Below are 12,537 nucleotides of genomic sequence, written 5' to 3'. Positions count from 1 at the left end.
GTCGCTCGGCGCGCGCGCGGCGCCCGCCTCGTTGGGCACCCCGCCTGCCGAGGGCCCGCAGGTCCCCCGCGCGGAAGGCGGGCGGGCGAGCGGGCCCTCGCGCGCACGCCGCGCCCGGCCTGACCCAAGTGATCCCTCCCGCGGCCGTCCGGGAGACGCCACCTTGCTCGCGTGCTGACCGTCATCGCCCGGCCGCTGCGGCTCCTGCACGTCACGACCGTGCCCGAGAGCCTGCTCTTCCTCACCGGCCAGCCCGGGTACCTCCGCGGGCGAGGCTTCGAGGTGGCGGCGGTCTCCTCGCCCGGCCCCGCCCTGGAGCGCTTCGAGCGCGCCGAGGGGGTCGTGGTCCACCGCGTCCCGATGGCGCGCGCCATCACGCCGGGGCGCGACCTGGTGGCGCTGGTCCGCCTCGTCCTCCTGATGCGGCGCCTCCGCCCCGACCTCGTCGACGCGCACACGCCCAAGGGCGGGCTGCTCGGGATGCTGGCGGCGTGGCTGGCCGGCGTGCCGGTCCGCGTCTACCACGTGCACGGGCTGCGCTTCCTGACGGCGACGGGGCTCGCGCGCCGCCTGCTGCGCACCACCGAGCGCCTGGCCGCGGCGCTCGCGACGCGCGTCCTGTGCGTCTCGCGCTCGGTGGCGGAGCTGGCGGTGGCCGAGGGCGTCGCGCCGCCCGAGAAGGTCTCCGTCCTCCTCGGCGGCAGCATCAACGGCATCGACGCGGCCGGCCGCTTCCGCGCGCCGTCGCCCGAGCAGGCCGCCGCCGCGCGCGCCGCGCTGGGCCTGCCGGAGCGCGCGCGCGTGCTGGGCTTCGTCGGGCGCCTGGTGCGCGAGAAGGGCGTGGTCGAGCTCTGGAGGGCCTGGACCGTGCTGCGCGAGGAGCTGCCGGACCTGCGGCTCGTGCTGGTCGGGCCGCTCGAGCCGCAGGACCCCATCCCCTCCGAGGTGGTGGCGTCGCTCGCGGGCGATCCGCGCGTCCTCCTCGCCGGCCAGGACTGGGACACGCCGAGGTACTTCCGCGCCATGGACGTCCTCGCCCTCCCCAGCTACCGCGAGGGCTTCCCGGTCGTGCCGCTGGAGGCGGCGGCGATGGGGCTGCCGGTGGTGTCGACGCGCGTCCCCGGGTGCGTGGACGCGGTGGTGGACGGGGTCACCGGGACGCTCGTCCCGGCGCGCGACGCGGCGGCGCTGACCGGCGCGCTGCGGGCCTACCTCGCCGATCCGGCGCTGCGGCGGCGGCACGGCGAGGCGGCGCGCGCGCGCGTGCTGCGGGACTTCGCGCAGGAGCGGCTCTGGAGCGCGCTCCACGACGCGTACGTGGAGCAGGTGGCGCGGGCGGGGCGAGCGCCGCTCGTGCCGGCCGGCGGGCAAGGCTAGGGGGCAGCGCATGGGTCGCGTCCATCTGTCGGTGCCGCACATGGGCGGCCGCGAGGAGGGCTACGTCCGCGAGGCCTTCGCGTCGAACTGGCTGTCCAGCGTGGGGCCCCAGCTCGACGCGTTCGAGCGCGCCTTCGGCGAGCGGCTGGGGCGGCCGGCGGTGGCGCTGGCGAGCGGGACGGCCGCCATCCACCTCGGGCTGCGCCTGCTGGGCGTCGGGCCCGGGGACGAGGTGATCGTCTCGGACTTCACCTTCGTGGCGAGCGTGAACCCGATCCTGTACCTCGGCGCGACGCCGGTCTTCGTGGACAGCGAGCCCGGGAGCTGGATGATGAGCCCGGCGCTCCTCGAGGAGGCGCTCGCCGAGCGCGGGCGCCGGGGCAGGCCGCCCAGGGCGGTGGTGGTGGTCCACCTCTACGGCCAGTGCGCCGACCTCGACCCCATCGCCGCGCTGTGCCGCGCGCACGGCGTGCCGCTCCTGGAGGACGCCGCCGAGGCGCTGGGCGCGAGCTACCGCGGCCGGCCGGCGGGCTCGTTCGGCGACCTGGCCGCGTTCTCGTTCAACGGGAACAAGATCATCACCACCACCGGCGGCGGGGTGCTCGCGTCGCCGCGCGCCGACTGGATCGACAAGGCGCGCTACTGGTCCACGCAGGCGCGCGAGCCCGGCCCCGCGTACCACCACGTCGAGGTCGGTTACAACTACCGGATGTCCAACGTGCTCGCCGCGATCGGGCGCGGCCAGCTCGAGGTGCTGGACGAGCGGGTGCGGCAGCGGCGCGCCGTCGAGGCGCGCTACCGCGCCGCGCTCTCGGACCTGCCGGGCGTCGAGTTCATGCCGGAGGCGGCCTACGGCCTCCACACGCACTGGCTCACCTGCCTCACGCTCGATCCGGCGCGCGCCGGCGCCACCCGCGACGAGGTGCTCGCCGCGCTCGCCGCCGAGGACATCGAGGCGCGGCCGCTGTGGAAGCCGATGCACCTGCAGCCGCTGCACGCGCACTGGCCGCGCCACGGCGGCGAGGTCTCGGCGGGGCTCTTCGCGCGCGGGCTGTGCCTGCCCAGCTCGAGCAGCCTCACCCTCGCCGACCAGCACCGGGTGATCGAGGTGGTCCGCCGCACCGCGCGGCGGGCGGCGGCGCCGGCCCGCGCGCCGGCGGAGGCCGGGGTGGCCTTCGCCGGGGCGGCCGCGGCGGTCGCCCCGGCGGGCTGATCAGAAGTCGGCCTCCTTCCGCCCCGCCGGCCCCTCCACCCGGCCGTCGCGGCGGACTGCGGCGCACGCCTCCTCGTCGAGGTAGACCTCGTCCCAGTACCGCAGCGCCCAGCCGCGGCGGACCGCAGGCATGGCGAGCGGCTCGCCCAGCACGAGGTCGCGCAGGCACAGCTCGGCCTCGTTGAAGCCGAAGTGGGCGCGCATCACCGCCGAGCTGGAGAAGCGCAGGTTGATCTCGAAGACGCGCACGCCCTCGCGGGTCTTCCGGAGCTGCAGGTTCACCGGCCCCCAGAGGTCGAAGGCCTCCACCACCCGCCGGCACGCCGCGGCGATCTCCTCGTCGAAGACCACCTCGGCCTTGTAGGTGAGCCCGGCCGCCAGGCTGCGCCGGAAGGTGATCTGCCCCAGGTAGCCCGAGCGTGGGCTGCGGTAGACGCCCACCGTGTACTCCTCGTCGTCGGGCAGCAGGTGCTCCTGCAGCACCGGCTCCGGCACGTGCTCGGTCAGCCAGGCGAGCTCGCCGGCGCTCTTCACGAGGTGGAGGTCGCGCGAGCCGGAGCCGTGGCGGGGCTTGAGGATGAGCGGGAAGCCGCGCCGGGCCACCAGCGCCGCCGCGGCGGCCCGGTCGCCGGCCAGGACGGTCTCCGGCACCGGCAGCCCGCGGTCGTGCAGCGCCTCGAACATGCCCCACTTGTCCATGAAGCGCTCGAGCAGCGCCGCCTCGTTCACGACCAGCCGCGCCCCGGTGCGCCGCTCGAGCTCGGCGCGGAAGGGCGCGACCCGCCGCATCTCCACCTCGGACCCGAAGCAGACGAGGTCCACCCGCTCGCGGCGGCACACCTCCTCGAGGCGCGACAGGTAGGCCGGCTCGTCCGCGGTCACGCGCGGCAGCACGTACCCCGCGTCGGCGCGGAACAGGCCCACCGAGATCGGGTCGGCGTCGGTCGCCACCACCCGCGGCCGCAGCGCCGACTGGCGGAGGGCCTTGAAGATGCTCACCCCGGGCGGCGCGCCCGCCCCGGTCACCAGCGCCGTCAGCTCGCGTCGCGCTTCTGCTCCGGCCATGGCCGCTCTCCCGTGGGTTCGCCGAGCTTCCTCGGCAGCTCCGTCCCCTCGCGCGCCAGCACCACCTTCACGGTGCGCGCGACGACCTGCAGGTCGCGCCACAGGGACCAGCCGTGCACGTAGGCGAGGTCGAGCTCGATCCGGGCCGGCCAGGAGATCCCGTTGCGCCCGTTGACCTGCGCCCAGCCGGTGATCCCGGGCCGCATGTCGAGCCGCCCGCGCTGGCGCGCGTCGTAGCGCTCGGCGTGGTGGGGCAGGTCGGGGCGGGGGCCGACGAAGCTCATGTCGCCCTTCAGGACGTTCACGAGCTGCGGCAGCTCGTCGAGGCTGGTGCGGCGCAGGAGCCGCCCGGCGCGGGTGATGCGGGGGTCGTCGCGGTAGCAGTAGCTGCCGAGCGGCGACCGCTCCGCGCCCTCCACCATGGTCCGGAACTTGTACATGGTGAAGAGCCGCCCTCCGCGACCGGCGCGCTGCTGGCGGAAGATCGCGCCGCCGCGGGAGTCGGCCCTCACCGCCGCCGCCACGAGCAGCATCACCGGCGAGAGCGCGGCCAGGAGGAGCGCCGACCCCGCCACGTCGAGCGCCCGCTTCACGGCGAGCTGCGCGCCGCGCCCGCGCTCACGGTCCGCCGGCATGCTGGCCCCCCTCCCCTGCCGTCCCGAGCTGATACTGCGGCGCGGCGGGCCCCCGGCCCCGCCCCGCGTCGTCCTTCCGGAGCCGCCGGCGCGCCGCGCGGTAGCCTTCCCGCACGAACGGGGGCAGCGCCCCCGCGTGCCGATGGTAGAGCTCGAGGGCGGCGCGCTTCAGCGGGTGCTCGTGCAGCTCGCGCTGCGGCGGGAACCAGATCCGCCGCGGCGAGCGCCCGTGGAGCGGCGCGGCCGCGTCGTACTCGACGAAGACCGAGCCCACCTCGCTGGCGCGGTGGGCGTCGCTGCTCGCCACGCTCGACAGGCCGCGCTCGGCGGCGAAGGCGCGGCTCGCGGCGTTGTGCTCGAAGGTGTCCCGGCCGTTGAAGCACTCGACCAGATCGGCCCGGGCGAGGACCTCCTCCACGAACGCCGGGGTCCGGCGCAGCTCGTGCCGGAAGACGCCGCTGCCGCGCCGGAAGAGGTGCGGCAGGAGCACGAGGCCGCCCTGGGCGTGGATGGCGTCCATCACCTCCAGGAGCCGGCGCTCCGCGAACATCGTCTGGAGCCCGAGCCCGATCACGTGCGAGCCGTCGTCGCAGGTGAGCTCGCACCCGATCACTACCTCCAGCGCGCCGCCCGCCAGCGCCCGCAGCGCCAGCGCGCCCTCGATGGTGTCGTGGTCGGTCACGCAGACGGTGGTCAACCCGGCGCGCCGGGCGGCCTCGAGGATCTCCGGCGGGGTGGCCCGCCCGTCGTACGAGTACGAGGTGTGGAAGTGGTAGTCGACGCGCGTCACCGTGGTCCCCGGCGCCGCCCGCCCTCCGGGCGTCCGCCCGGGCGGCGCGCGCCCACGGCATCATGTGCACGCGGCGGGAGCGCGCCTCGGCTCGGGACGGGGCGGCGCCCGGCGGGGCCGGCGCGGAGACTCGCGCGCCGCCGCGGATGGGTTATACGTCGTCGGCGCACGAGAGGGGGCGCTAGCTCAACGGTAGAGCTGCGGCCTTTTAAGCCGTAGGCTGAGGGTTCGAGTCCCTCGCGCCCCACCACTTTTCACCTACGCCCGCGGCGCTTCCGCCGACCCGGGAGCACGGGGAAGCCGGAGGCTCACCGCCGGTCGAGGGTCACCTCGGCGACGTAGACGCCGCGCCCCGCGGTCCCCGCGTAGCTCGTCGCCCAGGTGGGGGCGAGCAGGCTCACGAGGGCGTCCACCGCCTGGAGCGGGCTCGAGACCAGCAGGTGGCACCGGTACCAGCCGCCGCCCAGGTCGTCGATCGAGGCCGCCACCGTCGCCCCGCCGCCCGCGGAGGAGCGCACCGCCCCGCCCGCCAGGTCGAACCTCGCCTGCGGGTAGGGCGCGCCTCCGGGGTCGAGCTGCAGGTAGAGCTGGCTCCCCTGGTCCGCGTGCGCGACCGCCGTCAGCTCCCAGCTCCCCGTCGCGCGCGTCGGGTCGCTGCCCACGAGGTAGTGGTAGGTGCCGCCGCTCGCCTCGGTGAGGGCCTGCGCGGTGCGCCCCGCGAACGCCACCGCCGGGCCGACCAGGACCCCGTTCCGCTCCCAGCCGCTCCACGCCACCGGCGTGTACGTACCGACGGGCGGCGGAGGAGGCGGCGGTGGAGGAGGAGGCGCCGCGTAGGCGAACGCGCCCGCCAGCGTGGCGGACTGGCCGTCGGGGTTCGTCACCTTCACGTCCACGACCCCCGCCGCGTGCGCCGGCGCGGTGACCGCGAGCGACGTCGCCGAGGCGCTCGCGACCGCCGCGGCGGCGCCGCCGAACGCGACGGTCACGCCGGAGGCGAACCCGCCGCCGCTCAGGGTCACCACCGTCCCTCCCGCGGCTGGACCGCCTCCCGGCGCCACGCTGGTCAGCGTGGGCGGGGGCGCGGCGGGCGGCGGAGACGGCGGAGGCGGAGGCGCCCCCGTGCGCAGATCGAGGGTCACCTCGGCGATGTAGACGTCGCGGCTCCCGTCCCCGGCGTAGCTCGTCGCCCAGGTGGGGGCGAGCAGGCTCACGAGCGCGTCCACCGCCTGGAGCGGGCTCGAGACCAGCAGGTGGCACCGGTACCAGCCGCCGCCCAGGTCGTCGATCGAGGCCGCCACCGTCGCCCCCCCGCCGGCGGAGGAGTGCACCACCCCGGTCGAGAGGTCGAACTTCGCCTGCGGGTACGGCGCGCCCCCAGGGTCGAGCTGCAGGTAGAGCTTGTCGCCCCGGTCCGCGTGCGCGACCACCGTCAGCTCCCAGCTCCCCGTCGCGCGCGTCGGGTCGCTGCCCACGAGGTAGTGGTAGGTGCCGCCGCTCGCCTCGGTGAGGGCCTGCGCGGTGCGCCCCGCGAACGCCACCGCCGGGCCGACCGAGACCCCGTCCCGCTCCCAGCCGCTCCACGCCACCGGCGTGTACGTACCGGTTGGCGGCGGCGGCGGCGGAGGTGGGGGGGGAGGAGGCGGCGGACCTCCCGCCCCGGACATGAGCGCCACCCCCTCCCGGATGGTGACCACCTTGATCTTGCGCTGCGCGATGTAGTCGAGCGCGGCCAGGAAGTCCGAGTAGGCGAAGTCGGTCGAGGCGACGACCGTGTCCGTGAGGTTGTGCAGGTACAGGATGATCCAGGTGCGCTGCTGCAGCGCGGTGTCGACCCACCGCTCGATGTCCGAGAGCAGGAGGGGCGTGTCGCCGGCGAGGAGCTGGTAACGGTCGGTGTCGGCGAAGTCGAGGGTGGGGAGGTTGCAGGTGCGGTGCGACGCGTAGACCTGCTGGATCGCGGCGAGCACCCGCGCGTCGTAGGCGCCGAACGGGGAGGCGAAGCTCGGGACGTCGGCCAGGCCGAGCATGGACTCGAGCTGGCGCTTCGACTCGCCGAGCTGGTACGCGAGGTCGGCGTCCGAGAGCGTGGTCAGGTTCAGGTGGTCGACGGTGTGGCTGCCGATCTCGTGCCCGTCGGCGACGAGGTCCTGGGCCTGCGCCACCGTCAGGCCGGTGCCGCGCCCGAGCCTCCCGGAGATGAGGTAGAAGGTCGCGTGGAACCCGTGCTGGTTCAGCGCGGGTCTCGCGAGCGTGTACTGCGACGCCAGGTTGTCGTCGAACGTGAGGGTGATCATGCCCTCGGCGAACGGCGCGGCCGCCGAGGCGGGGAGAGAGACGGCTACTGACACGGCCAGGAGCGCTGCGCGTGCCGCCACCATGGGTTCTCCGAGCGGGAGGGACGTACCTCGGGCTCAGGATGTGGAAGGTGCCGCTAGGCCGGTAGTCCTGAAGGCGTGCGACCCTCAGTGAGGTCGGCGCCCGGGCCGCCCAGCCGCCGCCGCCGTGCCCGGCGTGCGAGGGCTCCGGCGCGGAGGGCAGGCGGCCGCACGCCGGCGCGGGGTGCGGGCGCCCGCCCGGCGCCTCGCCAGCCGGGCGCGGCTACCCGCCGGCGCCCGCCGTGAGCACCCTCGCCTCATGTCCGCGGAGCCCACCCTGGGCGAGGAGCTGAGCTGCCGCCGCGTGCTGGTGGTGGACGACGACGGGGCGCTCCGGGAGCTCCTCACCGACTACCTGGAGCTGCAGGGGATCGAGGTGGTCGCCGCGGACTCCGGCGAGGCCGCGCTGCGCGAGCTCCAGGGGCCGAGACCACCCGACCTGGTGGTGCTCGACATCCGGATGCCCGGGATCTCCGGCAACGAGGTGCTCCGCCGCATGAAGGCGGATCCGCGGCTGGAGCACATCCCGGTCGCGGCCATGACGGGCATGCGACCGGGGGAGTTCCAGCTCGTCGCGCCGCCGGACGAGTTCCTGGCCAAGCCCTTCGACGTCGAGAGCCTCAGCGCGGCGCTCACCCGCATGTGCGGCAAGTGAGCGCCTGGCGCGCCCGCTCAGCGGGCGGCGGCGCGCGCCGGCGGCTGCGGCGGCATGAACAGCCCGCTCGCCTGGGCGCGCAGCCGCAGGAAGGCCTTGAACAGATCGGTCGGGTCGAAGCCGCGCGTGCGCGCCAGCTCGGCGTAGATCTCGAGCGCGTGCAGCCCGCCGCCGAACAGGGTGCCCCCGTCCACCTGCCGCTCGGCGTCGTCGTGCTGCGCGCACTCGATGCGCCAGCCCAGCCCCGCGCGGTGCGCGAGGAATACGCCGCGCAGGTCGTGCAGGTCCGCCCCGCACCCTTCGCAGCGGAAGGTCACGCCGTCGATCCGAGGCAGGTAGGCCGTGCGCCGCTGCTCCTCGCCGGCCGTCGCCGGCGTGCGTTGCTCCGCCGTCTCGTGCGAATGCATCCGGGTTCTCCTCCTCGCTTCCCCGCGATCCCAAGCACGTACCGCGGGACTCTGACACCCAGCGGCGGCGCGTCGGGCCGCCAGCGGCCGCGCCCCCTCCCTCCTCGGCGCACCCCAGGCGGCCATGAAGGCGGGTGTCAGCCCTCGCTGGCAGAGTTTCGCGTGCGCCGGCTGTTTCCTCGGGGCGGGAGCGGAGGGCGGGCATGGGGTTCGAGATCGGGCGGAGGGTCAGGGAGGCAGCCGGCGCCATCGGCGAGCGCGTGGCGGAGCGGGCGCGCCGCCTCGGCCGCCTCGCGCACGCCGAGGCCGGACGCGTCTGGCGCGACGTCGGCGCGCGGCTGCACCTGCAGGACGCGCCGGCGGCCCGCGAGCCCGAGCTCCCTCCGCTGGGCAACGCCGAGGAGAACCAGGCGGTCGGCCCGCGCACACTCGCGGTCGTCGAGGCGATGGCCGAGGTGCTGGCGCGCTCCGGGTACGACGAGGTCCGGGCCGACGTGGCGGGGCTCACCGCCCCCGAGATCGTGCGCGGCACGGTACGCAGCCACCGCCCGTGCCTGTCGGCGCGGGCCGCCGGGCGCCCCGTGCTGGTCGACGTCTTCCTGCCGGAGGAGAGCGACGTCGACCGCCAGCTCTCCCGGTGGCACCTCTTCGCGAGCGCGGCCGAGCAGACCGGCGGCGAGTTCCACCTCGTGGTCCCCTCCTGGTTCGAGGGGCGCTCGGGCCGCGGCTGGGTGCGCCAGCTCTCCGAGGCCTCCGGCCTGGGCGTCGCGAAGATCTGGGAGCTGTAGGGGAGCTGGCGAGCGCCGCGCGCTAGCCCCAGAGCTTCTCGACGGGCCCGGCGACGATGCGGCCGCACTGCGAGCACACCTTGGTCCGGCCGCCCACGATGGCGCTCCGGCCGCTCGCGTCGGTGTGCTCGCACCCTTCCAGCAGCCGCGCGATCTGCTCCTGGACGTCCCGGAGCTGCCGCTCCAGCTTGGCGGCGTCGCTCTTCAGGAACTCCTTGCGCGCGAGGCGCTCTGCCTGCGACAGCGGACGCGAGGGCTGGGCGTGCACGGGCTTGGGCATGCGACCACCTTCCCCCTGAATGGTATCTCGCGCCAGCGGTCCTGTCTCGCCCGCGCCGGGGGGGCCCCCGGGTCCGAGCTCACCGGTCCGGCCGGAGGGGGTCGAGCCAGAGGTCCACCACCAGCGGCCGGTGATCCGAGGCGGCCGCCACCTCGGGCCCGCCGGCCACCGCCACGGCGGCGACGGACGCCGCCTGGCTGCGGCGCACGAGCGCATAGTCGAGCCGCTCCTCGGCGCCGCCGCCCACCCAGGTGAAGCCCTCGGCCGGCGCGAGCGCCGCTCCCAGATCCGCGATCGCTCCGTCTCCGAGGAGCGGCGCGAGCGCCCAGGAGCCGGGCAGGTCATTCAGGTCGCCCAGCAGGACGGCGAGGGCGCCTGGGTCCCGCTCCGCCGCGGCGAGGAGGACCTCCCGCGCCCGCGCCGCCTGGCGCGCGCGGCGGGCGCCGCTCGCCGGGTCGAGGCGCGAGACGAGGTGCGCGCCCACGAGGACGAGCGCCTGCGCCGCGCCCCCGAGCCGCACCTCGGCCAGATCGCGCGCCCAGAGGAACCCGCCGTCGGGGTCGCGCTCATCGAGGTGCGAGCGGTACTCGAGCAGCGGGAGGCGCGTGAGCACCCCCACGTCGATGCCCCGCGGATCGTGCCCCTCTGCCAGCGCCGCCCGGTACCCGCGCCCTGCCAGCGGGCCGCGCGCGAGCCGCTCGAGCAGCGCCAGGTTCTCCACCTCCTGCAGCACGACGGCGTCCGCGTCGAGCCGGCGCAGCACCGCGCCCACGCGCTCGAGCTTCGCCTCCACCTCGGCCGGCCCGAGCACCGCGTCGGCCTCGCCGGGCGGAGCCGTCCGGTCGGCCTCGTCGAACAGGTCGTGGACGTTCCAGGTGACGAGCCGGACCGAGCGGGTGGGCGGCGGCGGAGCCGCCGGCGCGGGGCCGCAAGCGAGGAGCAGGAGCAGGGAGGCGGCGGTCGCGCGCAGCATGGCGCGGAGCGCGGATGCAACCGGCTCGCCAGCGCGCGGGGCCTCGCCTGGCGCGCGGGTCGGGGCTCGGGCGCGGCCGCCGCGTCCGTCAGGCGGTCCGCGCGCGGTACGCGGCGAGGCCCGCCACCAGCGCCGCCGCCAGCGTGCCGTGGACGTAGCCGAGGTCATCGACAAGAGGAGGATGCGCGCCCGAGGGCGCACCCCCGGGAGGGGCAGGCGCTCGGTGGGCCGGCCGGCGAACCAGGGCTCGCGTGTCCATTCGGCCACCGGACGGCAAGCCCCTTGAGCCCCCTGCGTGCCGGGGCATGAAACCAAAGTAAGATGGAGGAATTCCGAGGAGTCCTCCATGAGCGACCGCGAGCTGACGCCGCCCCCGGCGGGCCCGGCGACCGAGCCGATGCCCGAGGGCTCCGAAGCCCCCCCGCCCGGCGTCCGCGCGATGGCCATCGCGCGGTGGGCGCTGGTCGCCCTCATGGCGGTGGCGGCCCTCGGCGCGTGGGCTCACTTCGCGGGCCTGGCGCCTGGCGGCCGCGCCTCGGCGCGAGCGGCGGGGCAGTACCACTGCCCGATGCACCCGGCCGTGCTGCAGGACCGGCCGGGAGCTTGCCCGATCTGCGGGATGGACCTCGTGCCGGTCGAGGGGAAGCCGACCTCGACCTCGACCTCGACCTCGACCTCGACCTCGACCTCGACCTCGACCTCGACCTCGACCTCGACCTCGACCTCGGCCTCGACCTCGACCGCGACCGCGACCGCGACTGGGGCAGCGGCGCAGGGGAAGTACTGGTGCCCGATGCACCCGGAGGTGGCGAGCGACGATCCGGAGGCGCGCTGCGAGAAGTGCGGGGGGATGAAGCTCGTGCCGCGGGCGCCGGCCGCGAACCAGGGCGGGGTGGCGGGGCTCGTGCCGGTGGAGCTCGACGCGGCGCGCACGCAGCTCATCGGGATGCGCACCGGCCCGGTGCTGCGCGAGCGGCTCGCGCCGCAGCTCCGGACGGTGGGGTTCGTCGCCGCGGACGAGCAGCGGCTGGCGCTGGTGACGACGCGCTTCAGCGGCTGGATCGAGAAGCTCCTGGTGGCGCAGAGCGGCGCGCGCGTCGAGAAGGGGCAGATCCTCGCCACCGCCTACAGCCAGGAGCTGGTGACCGCCCAGCAGGTCTACCTGAACTCCGTGAAGTGGGCCGACAAGCAGGGGCTCGCGACCGCGGGCGGGGCCGCGGGTGGCGTGGAGTACGACGCGCGCCGCCGCCTGGAGCTGCTCGGGGTGGCGCCCCAGGACGTGGCCGAGATCGCCCGGACCGGGCAGCCGCTGGCCACCGTCCCGGTGCGCTCGCCGGTGGCGGGCTACGTGGCGCGCAAGGCCGCCCTCCCCGGCCTCTACGTGCAGCCCGGCACCGAGCTCTTCCAGATCGTCGACCTCTCGACCGTGTGGGTGGTCGCGGACGTCTACGAGCGCGACGTCGACCGGGTCCGGGTCGGGCAGCGCGCCCGCTTCACGGTGGCCGCCCGCCAGGGCGAGACGTTCGGCGGGCGGGTGCAGTTCGTCTATCCCGCCGTGAACCCGGAGAGCCGCACCGTCCAGGCGCGGATCGAGCTGAAGAACCCGGGGCTCCGGCTCAAGCCGGGCATGTACGGCGACGTCCTGCTCGACCTCCCGGCCGGCGACGCGCTCACGGTGCCCGGCGAGGCGGTGGTCGACACCGGCGACCAGCAGTACGTGTTCGTCGCCCGGCCCGCCGGTCGCTTCGAGCCCCGGCGCGTGCGCCTCGGCGCGGGCGGCGACGGCCGGGTGCAGGTGCTGGAGGGGCTCGCCGAGGGGGAGATGGTCGTCACCACCGCCAACTTCCTGGTGGACTCGGAGAGCCGGCTGCGGGCGGCGGTGGAGGGCTTCCGCCCGGTGGGCGCCGAGGACGAGCGCCGCGAGCGCGAGGGCGACGACCGCCGCGAGCACGCGCGGGCGGACGCGCGGAACTAGC

General features: G+C 76.1%; 12 protein-coding genes and 1 tRNA gene. 6 read left to right on the top strand and 7 right to left on the bottom strand.

Annotated elements, in window-relative coordinates; all coding sequences use genetic code 11:
- Positions 1–171 precede the first annotated feature (171 nt).
- Both HWY08_RS05035 and HWY08_RS05030 read left to right on the top strand, forming a co-directional pair.
- Positions 172–1,377, top strand: coding sequence for a glycosyltransferase family 4 protein (locus HWY08_RS05035; protein WP_176063560.1), 1,206 nt, complete (start codon positions 172–174; stop codon positions 1,375–1,377).
- Positions 1,378–1,387: 10 nt separating this feature from the next.
- A complete protein-coding gene (locus tag HWY08_RS05030; protein WP_176063558.1) occupies positions 1,388–2,590 on the top strand; it encodes a DegT/DnrJ/EryC1/StrS family aminotransferase in 1,203 nt (400 codons plus the stop codon).
- On the opposite strand, the gene HWY08_RS05025 is transcribed toward HWY08_RS05030, so the two are convergent.
- From HWY08_RS05025 to HWY08_RS05015, 3 genes are read right to left on the bottom strand one after another with little or no spacing between them, the layout of a single operon-like run.
- Positions 2,591–3,655: an ATP-grasp domain-containing protein gene (locus tag HWY08_RS05025; protein WP_176063556.1), complete on the bottom strand. Its 1,065-nt coding sequence runs from the start codon at positions 3,653–3,655 to the stop codon at positions 2,591–2,593. It abuts the gene before it with no gap.
- Positions 3,625–4,290: a sugar transferase gene (locus HWY08_RS05020; RefSeq protein WP_176063554.1), complete on the bottom strand. Its 666-nt coding sequence runs from the start codon at positions 4,288–4,290 to the stop codon at positions 3,625–3,627. Before HWY08_RS05020 ends, HWY08_RS05025 begins: the two co-directional genes overlap by 31 nt.
- Positions 4,274–5,080 carry a PHP domain-containing protein gene (locus HWY08_RS05015; RefSeq protein ID WP_176063552.1) on the bottom strand — a complete coding sequence of 269 codons (807 nt, stop codon included), beginning with the start codon at positions 5,078–5,080 and terminating at the stop codon, positions 4,274–4,276. The genes HWY08_RS05020 and HWY08_RS05015 overlap by 17 nt, the downstream gene beginning before the upstream one ends.
- Positions 5,081–5,255: 175 nt before the next feature.
- Here HWY08_RS05015 and HWY08_RS05010 point away from each other — a divergent pair.
- Positions 5,256–5,330: transfer RNA gene (locus tag HWY08_RS05010), tRNA-Lys, on the top strand.
- A 58-nt stretch (positions 5,331–5,388) separates the two neighbouring features.
- Here HWY08_RS05010 and HWY08_RS05005 read toward each other — a convergent pair.
- On the bottom strand, positions 5,389–7,461 hold the full coding sequence (locus HWY08_RS05005) for a polysaccharide deacetylase family protein (RefSeq protein ID WP_176063550.1): 2,073 nt from the start codon (positions 7,459–7,461) through the stop codon (positions 5,389–5,391).
- Between the two features lie 256 nt (positions 7,462–7,717).
- On the opposite strand from HWY08_RS05005, the gene HWY08_RS05000 reads away from it, so the two are divergent.
- A complete protein-coding gene (locus tag HWY08_RS05000; RefSeq protein WP_176063548.1) occupies positions 7,718–8,113 on the top strand; it encodes a response regulator in 396 nt (131 codons plus the stop codon).
- 17 nt (positions 8,114–8,130) lie between these two features.
- On the opposite strand, the gene HWY08_RS04995 is transcribed toward HWY08_RS05000, so the two are convergent.
- Positions 8,131–8,520, bottom strand: coding sequence for a hypothetical protein (locus tag HWY08_RS04995; protein ID WP_176063546.1), 390 nt, complete (start codon positions 8,518–8,520; stop codon positions 8,131–8,133).
- Between the two features lie 203 nt (positions 8,521–8,723).
- Between HWY08_RS04995 and HWY08_RS04990 the strand changes: the two genes are divergently transcribed.
- A complete protein-coding gene (locus HWY08_RS04990; RefSeq protein ID WP_176063544.1) occupies positions 8,724–9,308 on the top strand; it encodes a hypothetical protein in 585 nt (194 codons plus the stop codon).
- 22 nt (positions 9,309–9,330) lie between these two features.
- Here HWY08_RS04990 and HWY08_RS04985 read toward each other — a convergent pair whose 3' ends face one another.
- Both HWY08_RS04985 and HWY08_RS04980 read right to left on the bottom strand, forming a co-directional pair.
- On the bottom strand, positions 9,331–9,588 hold the full coding sequence (locus HWY08_RS04985) for a hypothetical protein (RefSeq protein WP_235969463.1): 258 nt from the start codon (positions 9,586–9,588) through the stop codon (positions 9,331–9,333).
- 79 nt (positions 9,589–9,667) lie between these two features.
- Positions 9,668–10,561, bottom strand: a complete 894-nt coding sequence (locus HWY08_RS04980; RefSeq protein WP_176063542.1) for an endonuclease/exonuclease/phosphatase family protein — start codon at positions 10,559–10,561, stop codon at positions 9,668–9,670.
- Between the two features lie 346 nt (positions 10,562–10,907).
- On the opposite strand from HWY08_RS04980, the gene HWY08_RS04975 reads away from it, so the two are divergent.
- Positions 10,908–12,536, top strand: coding sequence for an efflux RND transporter periplasmic adaptor subunit (locus HWY08_RS04975; RefSeq protein WP_176063540.1), 1,629 nt, complete (start codon positions 10,908–10,910; stop codon positions 12,534–12,536).
- Position 12,537 lies beyond the last annotated feature (1 nt).

Origin of the sequence: Anaeromyxobacter diazotrophicus (assembly GCF_013340205.1) — a bacterium.
Taxonomy (GTDB): domain Bacteria; phylum Myxococcota; class Myxococcia; order Myxococcales; family Anaeromyxobacteraceae; genus Anaeromyxobacter_A; species Anaeromyxobacter_A diazotrophicus.
This window is presented reverse-complemented; position numbering and strand designations above follow the sequence as displayed.